The organism is Amycolatopsis sp. NPDC024027 (genome assembly GCF_040638975.1).
Classification (GTDB): domain Bacteria; phylum Actinomycetota; class Actinomycetes; order Mycobacteriales; family Pseudonocardiaceae; genus Amycolatopsis.
This window is the reverse complement of the sequence record NZ_JBEZYY010000020.1, coordinates 32008-49665: the sequence shown is the minus strand read 5'-3', so window position 1 is coordinate 49665 and position 17658 is coordinate 32008. Positions and strand designations below refer to the sequence as shown.

At 72.5% G+C, this 17658-nt stretch carries 17 protein-coding genes; 7 read left to right on the top strand and 10 right to left on the bottom strand.

From position 1 onward, the window contains the following. The 3 genes from egtB to AB0F52_RS37550 form a co-directional block, all read right to left on the bottom strand. Nucleotides 1-1338, bottom strand: coding sequence for an ergothioneine biosynthesis protein EgtB (gene egtB, locus AB0F52_RS37560; RefSeq protein ID WP_360181272.1), 1338 nt, complete (start codon nt 1336-1338; stop codon nt 1-3). Beyond that, a complete protein-coding gene (locus AB0F52_RS37555; RefSeq protein ID WP_360181695.1) occupies nt 1335-2597 on the bottom strand; it encodes a glutamate-cysteine ligase family protein in 1263 nt (420 codons plus the stop codon). The genes egtB and AB0F52_RS37555 overlap by 4 nt, the downstream gene beginning before the upstream one ends. 119 nt (nt 2598-2716) lie before the next feature. Beyond that, nucleotides 2717-3643, bottom strand: a complete 927-nt coding sequence (locus AB0F52_RS37550) for a LysR family transcriptional regulator (protein ID WP_103342620.1) — start codon at nt 3641-3643, stop codon at nt 2717-2719. A gap of 119 nt (nt 3644-3762) precedes the next feature. Between AB0F52_RS37550 and AB0F52_RS37545 the strand changes: the two genes are divergently transcribed. Continuing rightward, nucleotides 3763-4944 carry a Glu/Leu/Phe/Val dehydrogenase dimerization domain-containing protein gene (locus tag AB0F52_RS37545; RefSeq protein ID WP_360181269.1) on the top strand — a complete coding sequence of 394 codons (1182 nt, stop codon included), beginning with the start codon at nt 3763-3765 and terminating at the stop codon, nt 4942-4944. On the opposite strand, the gene pip is transcribed toward AB0F52_RS37545, so the two are convergent. The 5 genes from pip to AB0F52_RS37520 form a co-directional block, all read right to left on the bottom strand. Continuing rightward, nucleotides 4934-5881: a prolyl aminopeptidase gene (pip, locus tag AB0F52_RS37540; protein ID WP_360181266.1), complete on the bottom strand. Its 948-nt coding sequence runs from the start codon at nt 5879-5881 to the stop codon at nt 4934-4936. The two genes, AB0F52_RS37545 and pip, sit on opposite strands and share 11 nt — an antisense overlap. Nucleotides 5882-5960: 79 nt before the next feature. Then, the gene (locus AB0F52_RS37535; protein ID WP_360181692.1) at nt 5961-6689 is read right to left on the bottom strand and encodes an ESX secretion-associated protein EspG; all 729 of its coding nucleotides are present in this window, start codon (nt 6687-6689) and stop codon (nt 5961-5963) included. Between the two features lie 25 nt (nt 6690-6714). Then, nucleotides 6715-8094: a WXG100 family type VII secretion target gene (locus AB0F52_RS37530; protein WP_360181263.1), complete on the bottom strand. Its 1380-nt coding sequence runs from the start codon at nt 8092-8094 to the stop codon at nt 6715-6717. 3 nt (nt 8095-8097) lie between these two features. Continuing rightward, a complete protein-coding gene (locus tag AB0F52_RS37525) occupies nt 8098-8736 on the bottom strand; it encodes a DUF3558 domain-containing protein (RefSeq protein WP_360181260.1) in 639 nt (212 codons plus the stop codon). A gap of 11 nt (nt 8737-8747) precedes the next feature. Further along, entirely contained in the window at nt 8748-9140 is a 393-nt protein-coding gene (locus AB0F52_RS37520; RefSeq protein WP_360181257.1) for a hypothetical protein, read from the bottom strand. Nucleotides 9141-9325: 185 nt separating this feature from the next. Between AB0F52_RS37520 and AB0F52_RS37515 the strand changes: the two genes are divergently transcribed. The 5 genes from AB0F52_RS37515 (at nt 9326) to AB0F52_RS37495 (ending at nt 15475) form a co-directional block, all read left to right on the top strand. After that, nucleotides 9326-9907 carry a TetR/AcrR family transcriptional regulator gene (locus tag AB0F52_RS37515; protein WP_013226802.1) on the top strand — a complete coding sequence of 194 codons (582 nt, stop codon included), beginning with the start codon at nt 9326-9328 and terminating at the stop codon, nt 9905-9907. Nucleotides 9908-10117: 210 nt separating this feature from the next. After that, nucleotides 10118-11455 (top strand): hemolysin family protein, encoded by a 1338-nt coding sequence (locus tag AB0F52_RS37510; protein ID WP_360181254.1) that lies wholly within the window; start codon nt 10118-10120, stop codon nt 11453-11455. Further along, nucleotides 11452-12495: a hemolysin family protein gene (locus AB0F52_RS37505; RefSeq protein ID WP_360181251.1), complete on the top strand. Its 1044-nt coding sequence runs from the start codon at nt 11452-11454 to the stop codon at nt 12493-12495. The genes AB0F52_RS37510 and AB0F52_RS37505 overlap by 4 nt, the downstream gene beginning before the upstream one ends. Beyond that, complete coding sequence (locus tag AB0F52_RS37500; protein ID WP_360181248.1) at nt 12492-13373, top strand: 3-methyladenine DNA glycosylase; 882 nt, start codon at nt 12492-12494, stop codon at nt 13371-13373. The genes AB0F52_RS37505 and AB0F52_RS37500 overlap by 4 nt, the downstream gene beginning before the upstream one ends. A gap of 116 nt (nt 13374-13489) precedes the next feature. Beyond that, complete coding sequence (locus AB0F52_RS37495; RefSeq protein ID WP_360181245.1) at nt 13490-15475, top strand: hypothetical protein; 1986 nt, start codon at nt 13490-13492, stop codon at nt 15473-15475. A gap of 3 nt (nt 15476-15478) precedes the next feature. Here the strand turns inward: AB0F52_RS37495 and AB0F52_RS37490 are convergent, their stop codons facing one another. Together AB0F52_RS37490 and AB0F52_RS37485 are read right to left on the bottom strand one after the other, a co-directional pair. After that, nucleotides 15479-16096, bottom strand: coding sequence for an aldo/keto reductase (locus AB0F52_RS37490; protein WP_360181242.1), 618 nt, complete (start codon nt 16094-16096; stop codon nt 15479-15481). A 201-nt stretch (nt 16097-16297) separates the two neighbouring features. Next, the gene (locus AB0F52_RS37485) at nt 16298-17092 is read right to left on the bottom strand and encodes a helix-turn-helix transcriptional regulator (protein ID WP_360181689.1); all 795 of its coding nucleotides are present in this window, start codon (nt 17090-17092) and stop codon (nt 16298-16300) included. Nucleotides 17093-17262: 170 nt separating this feature from the next. On the opposite strand from AB0F52_RS37485, the gene AB0F52_RS37480 reads away from it, so the two are divergent. Beyond that, nucleotides 17263-17622, top strand: a complete 360-nt coding sequence (locus AB0F52_RS37480) for a nuclear transport factor 2 family protein (protein ID WP_360181240.1) — start codon at nt 17263-17265, stop codon at nt 17620-17622. The last annotated feature ends 36 nt before the right edge of the window (nt 17623-17658 follow it).

The window sequence follows — 17658 nt, the reverse complement described above, 5'->3', positions numbered from 1 at the left end:
CTACCCCACCTCGCCGGGTGCCGCGTCACGGGCCGTGCGGAAGCCGGCGAAGATCTGCCGCCGGATCGGGTAGTCCCAGTTGCGGAACGTCCCCCGGATCGCCGCGGAGTCCGTGCCGAACGACCCGCCGCGCAGCACCTTGTGCTCGGGGCCGAAGAACACCTCCGAGTACGCCCGGTACGGGAAGGGCGCGAAGCCCGGGTAGCCGTGGAAGTCGGTGCTCGTCCACTCCCAGACGTCGCCGATCAGCTGGTGCACGCCGGTCGGTGACGCGCCGGCCGGGTACGCCCCCGCCGGCGCCGGGCGCAGGTGCCGCTGGCCGAGGTTGGCGTGCTCGGCGGACGGTTCTTCGTCGCCCCAGGGGAACCGGCGCGACCGGCCGGTCGCCGGGTCGAACCGGGCCGCCTTCTCCCACTCCGCCTCGGTCGGCAGCCGCCGCCCGGCCCAGGCCGCGTACGCCTCGGCCTCGAAGTAGGAGACGTGCACGACCGGTTCGTCCGCGGGCACCCGCTCGTAGACGCCGAACCGGGTCCGCCACCAGCCGTCCTGCTCCCGCTTCCAGAACCGCGGCGCGGTGATCGCGTTCTCCGTCCGGTAGGCCCAGCCGGCCGGGCTCCACCAGCGCTCGTCGGCGTAGCCGCCGCCGTCGAGGAACTCGGCGTAAGCGCCGCCCGTCACGGGGACGGTGTCCATCCAGAACGCGTCGACGGCGATCTCGTGCGCCGGGCGTTCGTTGTCCAGCGCCCACGGCTCGGCCGACGTGCCCATGGTGAACACGCCGCCCGGCACCAGCACCTCGGCCGGCAGGGTGTCCGACCGCGCGGGCGGCGGCTCGGGCGCGTGCAGCACCGGATCGCCCCGGCGCAGCTGGTGGGTGGCCAGCATGGTCTCGTCGTGCTGCTGCTCGTGCTGGGTGATCATGCCGAACGCGAACGCCTGCTCGGTCAGCCGCCGGCCCGTCATCGGCGCCCGCTCCAGCACGTCGAAGGCCTTCTCGCGGACCTGCTTGACGTACGCGCGCGCCTCGGCCGGCCCGAGCAGCGGCAGCTCCGGCCGGTCGGCGCGGGCGTGCTGGAACGCGTCGTAGATGTCGTCGATGTCCGGCCGCAGCGGTTCCCGGCCGCCGACGTCGCGGACCAGCCACAGCTCCTCCTGGACGCCGATGTGCGCCAGGTCCCAGACCAGCGGCGACATCAGCTTCGAGTGCTGGCGGACGAGGTCTTCGTCGTCGACCGCGTCGGTCAGCGCGACGCTGCGCGCCCGGGCCCGCGTCAGCGCCTCCGCCGCACGGGCGCGCAGGTCCTGCTCGCTCAGTTCACCCAGTGCCTCTGTGCTCATGCTTCGCTCCTCGATCGGTACGCGCGCCCCTGCACGCTCTCGCTGATCTCGGTGATCGACTCCTCCGCCAGCCCGGTCTCCCCCAGCTCGGCGCAGCCGAGGTCGGCCAGGGCCGCCGCGACGGCCGCCAGCGCCGGGTCGGCCAGGCCGCGCCGCGCCGCCGTGGTCCACCGGTCCGCGACCGGCGCGCAGACCTCGCGCACCTTGTCGACGGTGGCCGGCCGGGCGAGCAGCGCGGACACCAGCGCGACCGGAGCCAGCCACTCGTCCGGCGGTTGCGCGTCGAGGTACCGGATCTCCAGGTACCCCTGCGGGCGGACCGGCGTGAACATGGTCGTGAGGTGGTAGTCCAGGTCCGCCACCGTCGGCCTCGGCAGCAGGGCACCCGCGCCCCGGCCGTCGATCCAGTCGGCGAACGTCAGCCCCTCCGGCGCGTCCCACGGCCGGTCGCCGCGGGGCAGCACCATCAGGGGGACGTCCATCAGCCGCCCGGCCCACGCCCCGGCGGGGTCGTCGCCCGCCACGGCGGCCGTGCGCGTGCGCACCGCTTCCGTGTCGTGCACCGCCAGCCAGCGGGCGGAGGCGTGCCCGGTGTCGCGTCCGGCGTGGACGCGGGAGTTGGCGAAGAGGGCGAGCAGCGGCGGGCCCATCGCGTGCGCGGCCGCCCACCGCGCGGCGTAGTGCTCCTGCTCCCCCGCGTCGAGACAGACCTGCAGGCCGGCGGTGCTGCACATCATCGTGAGACCGCCGGGACCGATCGGCGCGAACCGGCGCTCCATGGCCGCGTACCGCGGTGTGTGCAGGTGCCGCCGCGGCGCGCGGTGCGCGTCGATGCCCGATTCGCCCAGCACGAGGCTGTGCCGGGCGAGGCGGTCACGCAGGTGGTGGAGGTCGGCCGTGACGGCTGCGTCGAGCTCACGCAGCGAGGCCTGGGGAAGGGCGGAGATCTCGACCTGGCACCCGGGTTCGAGGCTCACGGGTGAGCCGGCCGGGAGCGGGGCGGCGGGACTGTCGGGGCGCAGCGTCCGCGGGGTGTGCGGACCCAGCGCCGTGGCGAGGGCGTCGGGATCAAGGGGTCTGGCCGGGTCGTCGGCATGGTGCACGGTGAACTCCAGCTCCACGCCGGTCAGGCGGGGTGGCCCGTGCTTGAAACACACCGATGCGACGTACGCCTCGCCGGCCGCGCGGTCCGCCAGGACCCGCGCGGTGCGGTTCGACGCACTACCCGACTTCTCGGGAAAATCGTGCACCGCTTGCATGTCCATTCCTGTTCCGTGTGGGGAACTTCTCGCCTTCGGACGCTACACGCGGGGTACGACAAATTCAGGGTGGATCCTGCGCACCGGGAGCCGGTCACCACTCCGTAAGAAGTCCCTGATCAGGGCAAAGCGGGTTCGGTGCCGAGACCGAGTTCGGCCGCGGAAGCCCGCACGGCATCGATCACGAGGTGCAGCGCGGGGCGCCGGAACGCGGTGCGCCGGTAGGCGATCGACACCGTCCGCAGCAGCGGCGTGGTGAGCGTGACGACGTCGATCCCGGGCGGCCGCAGCAGGCGCAGACCGAGGTCGGACACGAGGGTGACGCCCAGCCCGGCGCCCACCATCGCCATCGCCGTCGACTGCTCTTCGACCTCGTGGTTGATCTTCGGCGCGAAGCCGTGCCGCCGGCAGGCGGTGCGCATCGCCCGGCCGAAGTGCGACTTGGCGCCGGCCAGGATCCACGGGTGCTCGGCGAGGTCGTCCAGTGCCGCCGCCCCCGACGGCACGGCGCCCCGCGGCACGGCCGCGTGCAGCCGCTCCACGGCGACGACCGCGCGTTCCAGCCCGGCGTCCCACGTCGTCGGCGCGTCGGAGTATTCGATCACGAACGACAGGTCGAGCGTGCCGTCGCGGACCGCGTCGGCGGTGTCCTCGGGGGCCAGCTCGCGGGTGCGCACCTCGATGCCGGGATGCGTGCCGGCCAGTGCGGTCAGCGCCGTCGGCAGCAGCCCGGAGGCCACCGACGCCCACACCCCGGCGGTCAGCCGGACCTTGCGGGCTTCCTGGGCCTCCTCCAGCGCGAGGGTCGCGCGCTCCACCGAACCGAGGATCTCTTCGGCGTGCTCGGTCAGCAAGGTGCCCAGCTCGGTCAGCTGGACGCGCCGGCCGAGCCGTTCGAACAGCTTCGCGCCCACGTCCCGCTCGAGCTGCGCGAGCTGCTGCGACACCGCCGAAGCGGTGTAGTGCAGCGCGGCGGCCGCCGCGGTCACGGTGCCCCGGCGGTGCAGCTCGCGCAGCATCCGCAAGCGGTGCAACGAAAGCTCCATACACAAAACTTAAACGAGATCGTGCAGCAGCGTTAAATGGACGGGCGGGCCACCCGGGGCGCACGCTCGTGGTGGCGGTCACGAGGCCGCCCCGGACATCCCTGGAGGTGAGTGGCCCGATGACCCCCGTCCAGCCGCTGATGCGGCTCACGTGGACCGATCCCGTGACCGGTGCGCCCGGCTACCTGGTCGTGCACAGCCTGGTCTCCGGCGTCGCCACCGGCGGCACCCGGATGCGGGCCGGCTGCACGATGACCGAGGTCGAGGACCTCGCCCGGGGCATGGCCAACAAGACCGCGACCTTCAACCTGCCCGTCGGCGGGGCCAAGGGCGGCATCGATTTCGACCCGAAGGACCCGCGCGCGTTCGACGTGCTGAAGCGCTTCTGCGCGTTCCTGCGGCCGTGGCTGGACGCGCACTGGGTGACGGCCGAGGACCTGGGCGTGCCGCAGCACCTGATCGACTCGGTGTTCGCCGAGCTGGGACTGGAGCAGTCGTACCACGCGGCGATCCGCCGTTCGGCCGATCCGGCGAGGACCCTGCGCCGGGTGCAGGCGGGCCTGAACGCACCGGTGCCCGGCGGGTTGCTGCTCGGCGACGTCGTCGGCGGCTACGGCGTGGCGCAGGCGTGCCTGGGCGTCGCGGCGGCGTGGGACTGGAACGTGCGCGAAACGACGGTCGCCATCCAGGGCATCGGCACCATGGGCGGCGGCGCGGCCTGGTACCTGCACGAAGCGGGGGCGAAGGTGGTCGCGGTGGCCGACGCCGCCGGCACCCTGTACGACCCCACCGGCCTCGACGTCCCGGCGCTGCTCGAACTGCGCGACCGCTTCGGCGAGGTGGACCGCTCCCGGCTGCCCGCCGGAGTCCGTTCGCTGCCGCGCGAGACGATCGTCGGCATCGACGCCGACATCTTCGTGCCGGCCGCGATCTCCTACGCGCTGCGGCCGGACAACGAGAGCGTCGTGAAGGCCAAGGTGGTCGTCGAAGCGGCCAACGCGGCGACGACGCCGGAAGCGGAGGCCGCACTGTCGGCCCGCGGGGTCGCGGTCGTGCCGGACTTCGTCGCCAACGCGGGCGCGGCGGCCTGGGCGTGGTGGCTGCTGCTGGGCGAGGTGGGCGCGGACCCGGCCGACTCGTTCCTGCGGCTGCGCACGGAAATGCAGGCGAAGATCGCCCTCCTGCTGGCGGAGTGGAACATGGACCGGTTGCCGCTGCGCCTGACCGGGCTCCGGCTCGCCGAGGCCAACCGCGCACCCGCGCTCGCCCCGGAAAGCGAGCCGGCGCTGCTCATCCCCTGAGGGCGAAGCGGTCGGTCGCGCCGATGAGGACCTCCTGCATCGACGCGGCCGACACCGTGTGCCCGACGTCGTCCAGCAGCACCAGTTCGCTGCCCGGCCAGGCGTGGTGGAGCAGCCAGGGCGTGCCGACGAGGTTGTTCGTGTCGAGCACGCCCTGGGCCAGCACCGCGGGGATGCCCGCGAGCTTGCCGGCCTGACGCAGGATTTCGCCGTCCTCGAGGAACGCACGGTGGCTGAAGTAGTGCGTGACGAGCCGCGCGAAGCAGAGCCGGTAGGCCGGGTCCTCGAAGACGCCGTGCGGCGGCACACCCGGCAGCATCGCGTCCTCCCAGGCGCACCAGTCCTTCGCGGCCCGGTGGTGGACGGCGGGGTCCGAGTCCATCAGCAGCCGGTGGTAGGCCGCCGAAAGGTCGCCGTCCCGCTCGCTTTCCGGCACGCCTTCGCGGAACTTCGCGAAGCCGTCCGGGAAGTACGCGCCGAGGCCGCGGATGAGCATCTCGATCTCGATGAAGCGATCGGTCGCCAGGCCCGTCAGGACCATTTCGCTGACCCGCTCGGTGTGGCGCAGCGCGTAGGTCAGGCTGAGCACCGAACCCCAGGAACCGCCGAACAGCAGCCATTTTTCGATGCCGAGGTGGCCGCGGAGCCGCTCGAAGTCGGCCACCAGGTGGTCGGTGGTGTTGGCCGACAGGTCGGCGGCCGGGGCGCCGGCGTGCGGGCTGCTGCGCCCGCAGCCGCGCTGGTCGGCCAGGACGATCCGGTAGCGCGCCGGGTCGAAGAAGCGGCGGACGTTCTCCGAGCAGCCGGAGCCGGGTCCGCCGTGCACCACGAGCGCGGGCTTCCCGTCCGGGTTTCCGCAGGTCTCCCAGTAGATCTCGTGCCCGTCGCCGACGTCGAGCATGCCGTGCTCGTGGGGTTCGATCTCGGGGTACAGCATCAGCGCGTCCTTCCACCGGGAGATACAACAGCGCTGTCACATTAGTCCCGAAGACCGTCCGCGCGCACGATCTTTTCGTTCAGCTCAGCGTGCCGGCCAGCTCGGTGAGCGTGTCGGCCAGTTCCTGCGGGCCCGCCGGCCCGATGTGGATGACGGCATCGTCGCCCGAGCCGGCGGTGTAGCTGAGGTAGCGGCCCCAGTCGGTGTCGGCGTAGTGCAGCGGCTGCTGCAGGCAGGTGTGCCGGCCGACGTCGTCACGACGGCCGACGTAGAGCTCACCGCTGCCCGAGACGGGCCGCTGCACGAGGCTGACGACGTCGGCGACGGCCGGGTCCAGCGGGTAGGCGGCCTGTCCGCGGCGGGCCGCCTCGGTCAGGTCGGCCACCCGGACGGTGCGCGGCCGCCCGCCACCGGCCCCGACCGGCGGCAGCTGCTCGACGAGGGACTCGGCGAGCCGGTTCCGGTCGATTTCCTGCACACCGACGTGCGTCCCGTCGGAGACGGCGAGGACGGCCTGCAGCCCCTTGGCGGCGGCGAGCACACCGTAGGTCTGACCACCGGTGCCGACCCAGCCGTAGCACTCCCGCGCCGGGCTGACCAGCAGCGGGAGCCAGTCGAGGAAGTCGACGGTGACCCGGCCGCGGGCATCGACCAGCCCGGCTTCGGCGAGCGCGGCGTCGACCCGCTTGCCGGCCTCCTCCCGCTCCTCGTCCGAGAGCCACAGCGGCTCGGGACGCAGGGTGAGGTGGAGCTGGCCGACCTGCTCGCGTTCGGCCAGCGCGGCCAGCGCCTCGACCGGAACGTCCACCCGGCCTGTTGCCACGTCCACCCGCCTACTCGCCGATGACCGGCGGACTGGTCCGCTGGTCGGTGCCGAAGATCGCGTCCGGGTCCGCTTCGATCAGGTAGTCCGGCCGCTGGTGCTCATCGTCTTCATCGCCTTCGCCGCGACGGCCCCCGGGACCCATCGGCCCCATCTGCCCGCCCCGCGAACTTCCCGCAGCCCGCGCGGCGGCCGCCTCCGCGGCGGCGGCGTTGCCGAGACTGCCCATGCCGGAGCCGCGGCCACCGCCGATCCCGCGTTCACCTGCGGCTCCACTGCCACTGCCCGCTCCGGCGCCACTGCCGCTGCCGGTGCCGGTCCCTGTTCCGCCTCGGCCCGTCGGGTCGAGGAGCCGGCCGCCGGCGTTGCCGCTGTTCGGGCCGCGTCCGCCGGTGCTGGAGTAGGGGTCGTTGGGGTTCAGGGAGTTCTGGCCGTAGTTCTGGCCGTAGTTCTGGCCGCCGCCGGTGTTGGTGGGATAGAAGTCGACCCCGCCGATGTTCGGCGGCGTCTTGCCGGGCTGGTCGGTGGTCTGTCCTGGCCTGGTGGGCACGGTGGGAACCGTGGGACGGCCGGAGCCGGTCGTGTGGGTGTCGTCGCCGCCGGTCCCGCCGGTGCCGCCTGTTCCCCCGGTGCCCCCTGTGCCGCCGGTGCCTCCCGTGCCACCGGTTCCCCCGGTGCCGCCCGTTCCTCCGGTGCCGCCGGGCTTGTCCCCGCCGCCGGTGTGCGTCGTGTCGACGCTGGTGGTCGAGGTGTGGTCATCGCTGCCGGGATCGCCGCCGGGGTGCTCCGGCAGCCACTTGCCGCGGTCGGTCGGCTCGACGATCTTGCCGGGCCCGTCCGGGGTGTTCACGGAGATGGCGGCACCGTCGGACTCGAGGATGCCGTAGTCGGTGGGCAGCGCAGCCCGGGTGCTGTCGGTGGCGTTGCTGTACTGGTCCATCACGCGGACGTTCGTCTCGTTCGCCGCGTTGTAGCGCGCAACGCCCTCTTGGTAGTTGTCGATGTCGTCCTTGGCCATGAACGGCCCGGCGATCGGGATGGCTGCCTTGAGGCCGGTGGTCCAGGGATTGGGCTTTTCCGGCTTCGGCGGAACCTCGACGACGGTGTTGCTGGAGTCTTCGAAGACCGCGGCCTGGGTCTTGACGGTCGCGGAGGTCGCGTCCAGCGGTGCCGAACTGTCGTGGAAGGCTCGTTCCATCGGTCCCGCGCCCGCGTTCGCGGCGCCCGCGGCGTCACCGCTCCACGACTCCACCATGCGCGCCTGGAGCGCCTTGATGCTCGCGCCTCGCTCCATGTAGGCGTCGGACAGCTCCTGCACGGTCTGCGCCATCTGCTGCAGCCCGGAGGTGTCGCCCTGCCTGAAGTTGTCGTAAATCTGCTTGCCGTCCACTCGTCATGCCCCCTTGAGTGTCTTGATGACGCTCGACGCCACCTGGTTCGCCGCCCCGCAGGAGTCGTCGGCTCCCTGGTAGCCCTGCGCGTACACGTCGAAGGTGAGGTCGTCGGCGATGCCCACCCCGATCCCGCAGGATCCCATCGGCCGTTCGTCCAGCGGTCCCCAGTAGACGGCCGGATAGCCGTCGACGTCAGGGGCGTGTTCAAGGAAGCGGACCAGGGTCTTCGCCCGGTAGGCGGCGTAGAGACCCGCCAGGCCGCCGGATCCCGCGTCCCGGCTTCCGGTGCCCAGTGACACCAGCACACCGGTGCCCTGGCCGCGGATCTTCCAGGCACAGGTCGGCCCCGCCTTGGTGAACAGCGTGTCGCCCTTGGCCTGGAACGTGCCGGTCTCCGGGAGCCCCAGCGACGCCAGCACGTCCTTCGGCACGATTGCGCACGTGTCGGCGACGTACTTGCTCGCGTCCAGAGGGACGGGAACTTTTGGGACCTCGGGATCCGCCGACGGCGAGCCGGTCGCCGCCGACAACCCTGTCGAGGGCGACGCCGTGCCTCCGGTGGTTGTGGTGCACGCGGCCGCGAGCCCCGCGGACACGGTCACGAGGATCGCCAGGACACCCAGTTTGCTTCGGAACAAGTTCGGCTCGCCTATGCCTTGAAGGTGTCGGACAGGTCCTGGTCGGTGACCACGGTCTTCGACTGCGCTTCTTTGAGCTTCTTGATGTAGTCCTGCGCGTACTTGCGCATGGAGTCGTTCTGGGTGAGCAGGGCGGTGATCGAATCGGAGCTGGTCGAGGCGAAACCCCCGCTGACCGGGTCCTTGCCGGGCGCCACGGTGCTCAGTGCGGCGAGTTCGCGGATCTTCTGCCCGTCGTCGAAGATCTTGTCGACCAGGTCTTCCCACTGGCCGATCACCGTCGACAGCTCCTCGGGGTCCATCTTGAACTGGCCACCCTTGCCGCCGCCGTAAACGCGGCCCGGCGTGTCGAAGACGTCGCCCCACAGCGCCTGCGCCGCCGCTCCGGCCTCACCGATGATCACGACCGCACCTTCCCCTCAGCTCACCCACCGTGATGGGGCAAACCTTAGCCAACCGTCTCACTTCGTGTCAGCGAATCGCCGCAACGTTCAGACGGTGGTGGCCCCGGCTCGGTTCCCGGGCACTCCGGGTCACAGTACGTACGTACGGATTGCGAGATCCCGGTCCGCGGTGCCAGGATTTCAGGATGCCACGCGTAAGCCAGGATCACCTCGACGCACGCCGGCGCCAGATCCTCGACGGCTCGCGCGTCTGCTTCGCGCGCTACGGCTATGAAGGTGCCACAGTCCGGCGCCTGGAGGAAGCCACCGGCCTCTCGCGGGGGGCCATCTTCCACCACTTCCGCGACAAGGAGTCGCTCTTCCTCGCCCTCGCCGAGGACGATGCCCTCCGGATGGCCGACGTCGTCGCCGAACAGGGCCTCGTGCAGGTCATGCGGGACCTTCTCGCCGGCGGCGACCACCCCGCCGACTGGCTCGGGACGCGCCTCGAAGTCTCCCGCAGGCTGCGCACCGATCCCGAGTTCCGGGCCCGGTGGGCCGAACGGTCCGAGCAGCTCACCACCGCCACCCGGCTGCGCCTGCTGCGGCAGCGGGAGGCCGGGAACCTGCGGGACGACGTCGACGTCGACGTCCTGACCGCCTTCCTCGAACTGGTCCTCGAAGGACTCGTCTCGCACCTGGCCATGGGGCTGCCCGCCGCCGGGCTCGGGCCGGTGCTCGACCTCGTCGAGGAAACCGTACGGCGACACCGGCCCGGCGCCGCCTGATCCGCGGATGAGCGCTCCGACACACCGGCCGCGCCAGCGAAGGAAGCCGGGGACACGTTAGGATTGTGCCCATATCCGCAGTACACGCCGATTTCCCGCTAGGAGTGACCGTTTCGTGCGCGCAGCGCAGTCACCCGGTGACAGTACCGGGCCGGGTGACCGACCCGGCTGTCCGATAGGTTCATCCCCCGCCACCGAGGCGGGTGCGGAATGACCCAGATCCTGCTCGCCGTCGCCGGCGTCCTCCTCTTCGTGCTGCTGACGATCGGCACCGGGCTCGCCGTCGCGGCCGAGTTCTCGCTGACCGCGCTCGAACGCAGCACCGTCGAAGCCAACGTCCGCCAGGTCGGCGACCGCCGCGCGCTGACCGTCCAGAAGGCGCACCGGACGCTGTCGTTCCAGCTCTCCGGCGCCCAGGTCGCGATCACGCTGACCACGCTGATCACCGGTTACCTGGCCGAGCCGCTGATCGGCGAGCTCGTCCGGCCGCTCCTGACCGGCATCGGCCTCCCGGCCGCGTTCGCCGGCGGCGCGTCGATCGTGCTCGCCCTGGTCCTCGCGACGTCGCTGTCGATGATCCTCGGCGAGATGGTGCCGAAGAACCTGGCGATCGCCCGGCCGCTGCCGACCGCGCGCGCCGTCACCGGCTACCACTCGCGGTTCTCCTCGCTGTTCCGCTGGCTGATCACGCTGATGAACAACAGCGCGAACTTCCTGGTGCGCAAGTTCGGCGTCGAGCCGCAGGAAGAGCTGCGGTCCGCGCGCTCGCCGCAGGAACTGGGCTCGATCGTGCGGTCCAGCGCCGAAAGCGGCACGCTCGACACGTCCACCGCCGAGCTGCTGGACCGCTCGCTGCGGTTCGGCGAGCGCACCGCCGAAGAACTGATGACCCCGCGCGTGCAGCTCGAATCCCTCGCCGTCGACGACACCGTCGAAGACCTCATCGAGATCTCCCGCCGCACCGGCTTCTCGCGGTTCCCGGTGCACGCCGAGGACCTCGACGACGTTCGCGGCGCCGTGCACGTCAAACAGGCCTTCGCCGTGCCCGCGGCCGACCGGGCCGCTGTGCCGATCGGGTCGGTCATGCGGCCGGTGCCGACCGTGCCCGAGTCCCTCCCCGGGGACGACCTGCTGTTGCGCCTGCGCGACTCGCGCTTCCAGCTCGCCATCGTCGTCGACGAGTACGGCGGCACGGCCGGGCTGGTGACCCTGGAGGACGTCGTCGAGGAGATCATCGGCGACGTCCGCGACGAGCACGACGAGCGCGAGGCGCCCGCGTCTCAGCAGGTCGGCGCGGACAGCTGGCTGGTGTCCGGGCAGCTGCGCGCCGACGAGGTCACCGGCGTCACCGGGTTCCGGATGCCGGACGGCGACTACGAGACCATCGCCGGGCTGATCCTCGAGCGGCTGGGCAAGATCCCCGCCGAGGGCGACGCCACCGAGGTCGACGGCTGGCTGCTCACCGTCACCGTGATGGACAAGCGCCGGATCGCCGAGGTCGAGGTCGCCCCGGTCCGCGCGGCCCCGGAACCGGAGGTGGCCTCGTGACCGACTGGCTGAACATCGCCCTGGTCGTGGTCCTGCTGCTGGCCAACGCCTTCTTCGTCGGCGCGGAGTTCACGCTGATCTCCTCGCGGCGCGACAGGCTCGAGGCGCTCCTGGAGCAGGGCAAGACGCGCGCGCAGATCGTCATCAACGCGAGCAAGCACGTCTCGCTGATGCTCGCCGGCGCCCAGCTGGGCATCACCATCTGCTCGCTGCTGCTCGGCCGCCTCGGCGAGCCCGCCATCGCCCACCGGCTGTCGGCGGCCTTCGACCTGCTGGGCCTGCCCCAGGCGCTGCTGCACCCCATTTCGTTCGCCATCGCGCTGGCGTTCATCACCGTGGCGCACGTGCTGATCGGCGAGATGGTGCCGAAGAACCTCGCCATCGCCGAGCCCGAGCGGCTCGCGCTGTGGCTGGTGCCCGCGCACGTGGGCTGGGTCAAGCTGGCCCGGCCGTTCATCTGGCTGCTGAACTTCGTGGCGAACTCGCTGCTGCGCGCGTTCCGCGTCGAGCCGAAGGACGAGCTGGAGACGGCCTACACGTCCGACGAGCTCGCCGAGCTGCTCAGCGAGTCCCGCCGCGAGGGCCTGCTCGACCAGTCCGAGCACCAGCGGCTCGCCCAGACGCTCTCGTCGGTGCAGAAGACGGTCGCCGACGTGCTGGTGCCCACCGCCGAGCTGACCACGCTCCCCTGCGGGCCGACCGTCGGCGAGGTCGAAAAGGCCGTGTCGTCCACCGGGTTCTCGCGGTTCCCGGTGTGCACCGACGACGGGCGCCTGACCGGCTACATCCACGTCAAGGACATCCTCGACCTGGCCGGGCAGGACCCGGGCACCACCGTGCCCGACTCGAAGACGCGCGCGCTCACCGAACTGCGGGCCGACGCGCGGCTCGACGTCGCGCTTTCGGCCATGCGCAAGGAACGCAGCCACCTCGCGCGGGCGCTCGACGCCGACGGCAACGCGGTCGGCGTCGTCGCGCTGGAGGACCTCGTCGAGGAGTACGTCGGCACGGTGCGCGACGGCACCCACGTGGGCGCATGACCGGCGCCGAGGTGCTCGCCGAGCCGGACTGGCTGGCCCGGGAGGCGGCGCACGTCTCGCGGATGCGGCGCTGGACCGGCCCGCACCAGCAGCGGCGGGCGCGCGGCGAGAAGCACCCGGTGCTGGACTTCCTGTTCACCTACTACTCGTACCGGCCGTCGCACCTCGAGCGGTGGCAGCCCGGGCCCGGCGTCGCGCTCGCCGGGCCCGCCGCGCGGCGCTTCCTGGACCGCAAGGGGTACGTCGAAACGCGCGACGGCGTGGTGCTGGATCCCGCCGGTTTCGGCGAAGGCAAGGTGCGGACCGCCGAGTTCGTCCTCGGCCTGCTGACGGCGACGGCGTCGCGCGCGCCTCGGCTGAGCTGCTTCGGGCTGCACGAGTGGGCGATGGTGTACCGCGAGCCGGCCGATTCGATCCGGCACGACCAGGTGCCGCTGCGGCTGGGTTCGGCGGGCACCGACGCGGTCGTGGAGGCCCTGGACATCCGCTGCGGGCACTTCGACGCGTTCCGCTTCTTCACCGCGCCCGCGCGGCCGCTCAACGAGCTGACGCCGTCGAGGGAGACGCAGATCGCACTCGAGCAGCCGGGGTGCCTGCACGCGAACATGGACCTGTTCAAATGGGCGTACAAGCTCGACCCGTTCGTGCCCGCGGAGCTCGTGGCGGACTGTTTCGAGCTGGCGGTCGAGATCCGGACCGTGGACATGCGGGCCAGCCCGTACGACCTGGCGGAGCTGGGCTACCCGCCGGTGCGGATCGAGACGGCGGCGGGCCGGGCCGAGTACGCGAGGGCCCAAGGTGAGTTCGCCCGCCGGGCGGCGCCGCTGCGTCATCGCCTGATTGCGCACTGCCATCGCCTGGTCAGCGCAGCACCCTGAGCACGACCCACTGTGAGTCAGATTATTCTCTCTCCGATACTCACCTGTTAGGGTGATAACGGTTTGATTGCATAGCAGCGCGTGCTTGGCATGCGCTCACCCCGAAAGGATGACGGATGGGGCGACACTACCGGGACGAGGAGCCGGTGCCGCACCCTCAGGACCGCACGCCCAGCGTGCCCCCCGAGGGGCGCAGCGAGGCTTCCGGCGCTTTCCGCACCCCGGGACGCAGCTCCATCTCGGCCGCCTTCGGCATCGCGGGCCGCGGTTCCGCCGCCCGCACCCAGGGCGAGTCATCCGGTTCGGCTTTCTTCACGGAAGGGGCGGAGGCGCCCGGCTACCCGTCCGAGAGCGACCCCGCCGCCCGGCGAGGCGAGGCTTCGGGTTCGTACCCGGTCGCGGGCCGGAGCGAATCGACCGTGACCCGCGCGCCGCGCCGCGGGGAAGCTTCGGGTTCATACCCGGTCGGCGGTGATTCGACCGTCACCCGCGCGCCTCGCCGCGGTGAGGCCTCCGGCGCCTACCCGGTCACGAGCAGCGAAATCACCACGACCCTCTCGCGCCGTGGGGAAGCTTCCGGCGCTTACCCGGTCGCCGGCGGCGAAACGACCGCCGCCCGCCGAGGGGACGTGCCGGGTGGCCACCCCGCCGCCCATGGCGAAGCGACCGCGCCTCGCGCCGGCCGCCGGGGGGAAGCCTCGGGCGCCTACCCCGCCGCCAACAGCGAGATCACCGTCGCCCGCCGCGGCGACAGCTCCGCCGCCCGCCCGGCCACCAACGGCGAGACGACCACCGGCCGCCGTGGCGAGGCATCGGGCACCTACCCGGTTGCCAACGGCGAAACCACCACCGGCCGCCGTGGCGACACCTCCGGCGCCCACCCCGCCGCCGACAGCGAAACCACCGCCGCTTACGCCACCGCCGGGAGCACCGGCACCCCTGCCCGCTCGCGCCGCAAGGGCGGCGACCGCTCGGCCCCGGACCGCACCGAAACCCCCGGCTCCGGCAGATCCACCCGGGCTGCCCGGCGAGCCGGAGCCTCCGGTGCCCACCCGATCGCCGGCCCCGCCGGCGCGCCCGGCGGCTTCCCCGCCGATTCCCCCGCTCCCCGCTCGCGCCGCAGGGGCGGCAAACCCGCCGGCCGCCACCCTGAATCGGCCGCCGAGCGGACCGAGGTCATCGCCCGGCCGGACGACGACCTCGCGGCCCGCAGCGAAGCGCCCGGGGCTTCCCCCCTCGTCGACCGGGGCGACGACACCGGCGCCCGGACCGGTGACCGCGCCGCCCGCAGCGAAGCGCCCGGCTCTCCCCGCATCCTCGACCGGAACGACGACAGCGGCGCCCGGACCGCCGACCGCGGCGACAGCACCAGTCCCGACCGCAGCGACCCCACCGGCCCCGACCGCGCCGGGCGCAGCGACAGCACCGGCCCCCACCGGGCCGGCCGCAGCGAAGGCACCGGGTCGCACCGGATCGTCGGCAAGACCGCCGACGCCACCGGGTCGCACCGCATCGTCGGGAAGAAAGCTCCGCGCCGGCGGATCGCGGGCTGGCCGATCGCCTGTCTCGTGCTCGCCGTCCTCATCGGGCTCGGCGTCGTCGGCTGGAACTGGGCCGACAACGAGCTCAACAGCCGCGCCGAGGCGCAGGCCGCCAGCTGTGACGGCGGGACCGCGCAGATGCGGATCGTCGTCACCCCGAGCGTGCAGAAGCCGGTCACCGCCGCGGCCGACCGGTGGAACCAGGCCGCCACCGTCGTCCACGGGCAGTGCGTGCACATCACGATCGAAGGCAAGCCGTCGGCGCAGGTGCTCGACGCGCTGGTCGGCCGGGCGAAGGTGGACTCCATCGGCGGGCTCCCGGCCGCGTGGCTGCCGGAATCGTCGTACTGGGTCAGCGAGCTCACCACCAAGAAGCCGGAGATGATCGGCTCGCCCGGCCAGTCGGTGGCGAACGCGCGCTCGGCGGACTACCCGTTCATCGGGCTGGCCGGGCCGGGCATCGACGACACCGCGCTGCGCGCCGCCCAGACCTTCCGCGAGTACCTGGAGCAGCCCGCCCAGCAGGCCGACTTCGCCGCGGCGGGGATCAAGTCCACCTAGCCGCTAGACGCGCGTGCCGTTGTCGAGCTCGGCCACCACGGCGACGTCGTCGTCGGCCAGCTCGAAGTCGAAGATCCCGAAGTTCTCCCGGATCCGCGTGGTGGTGGCCGACGCCGCCACCGCGACCGTGCCGTTCTGCAGGTGCCACCGGAGCACGATCTGGGCCGGGGTCTTGCCGTACTTGGCGGCGAGCGCGGTGACCGTCTCGTCCGACAGCAGCGCGGCGTTCGCGGCCGGGCTGGCGGCGGCCGTGACGATGCCGCGCTCGCCGTGGAACTCGCGCAGCGGGAGCTGCTGCAGCCACGGGTGCAGCTCGATCTGGTGCACCGCCGGCACCGAGCCGGTCGCGTCGATCAGCCGGCGCAGCTCGGAGACGCCGAAGCCGGCGACGCCGACCGCGCGGACCCGCCCGTCCGCGCGCAGCCGGCTCAGCGCGCGCCAGGTGTCGGTGAACGCGCCCTGCGTGCCGTCCAGCAGGCACAGGTCGGCCCGCTCGAGCTGGAGTGCTTCCAGCGCCTGGTCGGCGGCCCGGCGGGCGGTGTCGTAACCCTGAGCGGGTACGTGGAAGCTGACGAACAGGTCTTCGCGGGGCACGTCGGCCGCGGCGAGTTCCGCGCCCACCGCCGGCTCCGTGCCCGGGGTCGTGTCGATGCCGCGTACCCGGTGTCGAGGGCGATGCGGACGGCCCGGCCGGTTTCGGCCGGGGACAGGCCGGCGACGCCGAACAGCAGCTGGGGGATGCGGACTCCGACGGACAGGGCGAGCGAAGGCGGGACGGCCATCAACCGGTGATCCTCACTTCGGATGCTGCGCGGACCTCCATCATCCCACCCGGGCGGCCCGCTCGCGCAGATACGCCGCCGTCGCCGGGTCGGCCGGGAAGAACGACTCGATCACCAGTTCCGCCACGGTGACGTCCAGCGGGGTGCCGAACGTGGCCACCGTGCTGAAGAAGGTGAGGTCGGTGCCCTCGTGGCGGAACTCGAGCGGTACGAAGATGTCACCCGGTCCGGGCACTTCCACCTCGGGCACGGGCTGGTCGCAGGGGTACCCGCGCAGCTCGTCCAGGAGCTCGGCGAGACCCGCGTCCGCGGTCTGGGCCACCTGCCGCCGCAGCCGGCCGAGCAGGTGGGCGCGCCACTCCCCCAGGTTGCGGACGTGCGGCGCCATGCCGTCGGGGTGCAGGGTCGCGCGCAGGACGTTGGTGGTCAGCCCGGCCGGGATCCCGGCGACGAAGAGGCCGGTGGCGGCGTTGGCCTCGACGAGGTCCCAGTTCCGGTCGACGACGGCGGCCGGGTACGGCTCGTGGCCGGCGAGCAGCTGCCGCACGGCCCGGCGGACGGCGTCCATCCCGGGGTCCCCCAGCGCGCTCTCGGTGTACGCGGGCGCGTAGCCGGCGGCGAGCAGCAGCCGGTTGCGCTCCCGCAGCGGGACGTCGAGGTGCTCGCCGAGCCGCAGCACCATGTCCCGGCTCGGCTTGGACCGCCCGGTTTCCACGAAGCTCAGGTGGCGGGTGGAGATGTCGGCCGAGATAGCCAGGTCGAGCTGGCTGATCCGGCGCCGGTCGCGCCATTCCCGCAGCAGTTCCCCGACGGGCCGCTGCCGCGTCTGCACCATGGTCGTCACGCGGGCGACGCTACGGCGATCACGGAGCCGCCGCCATTACCCCGGACGTAATGGCGTTGCATTACCTCCCGGGTAATCGACGGGCCGCCGATCGTCGGCCAAAGTCGGTCTCAGCGCAAGACGACGGCGAATCCGTTGTCCCCCAACGAAAGGAACCACCGATGACCGACGTCCGCAGCATCGTCGAGCAGTACATCGCCGTCTGGAACGAGACCGACGCCGACAAGCGGCGCGCCCTGGTGGCCGACGTCTTCACCGCCGACGCCGGCTACACCGACCCGCTCGGCGCCGTCACCGGGCACGACGGGATCGACCAGTTCGTCGCCGGGGCGCAGCAGCAGTTCGGCGGGCTCACCTTCAGCCTGCCCGCCGAGCCCGACGCCCACCACGAGCTCGCCCGCTTCCAGTGGTACCTCGGCACCCCCGGCGCCGAGCCGGTCGCCATCGGGTTCGACGTCGTCGAACTGGAAGCCGGGAAGATCGCCAAGGTGCACGGGTTCCTGGACAAGCTGCCCGGCTGAACCCGTGGGGGCGCCCCCGGCGGGAGCCCCCACGGC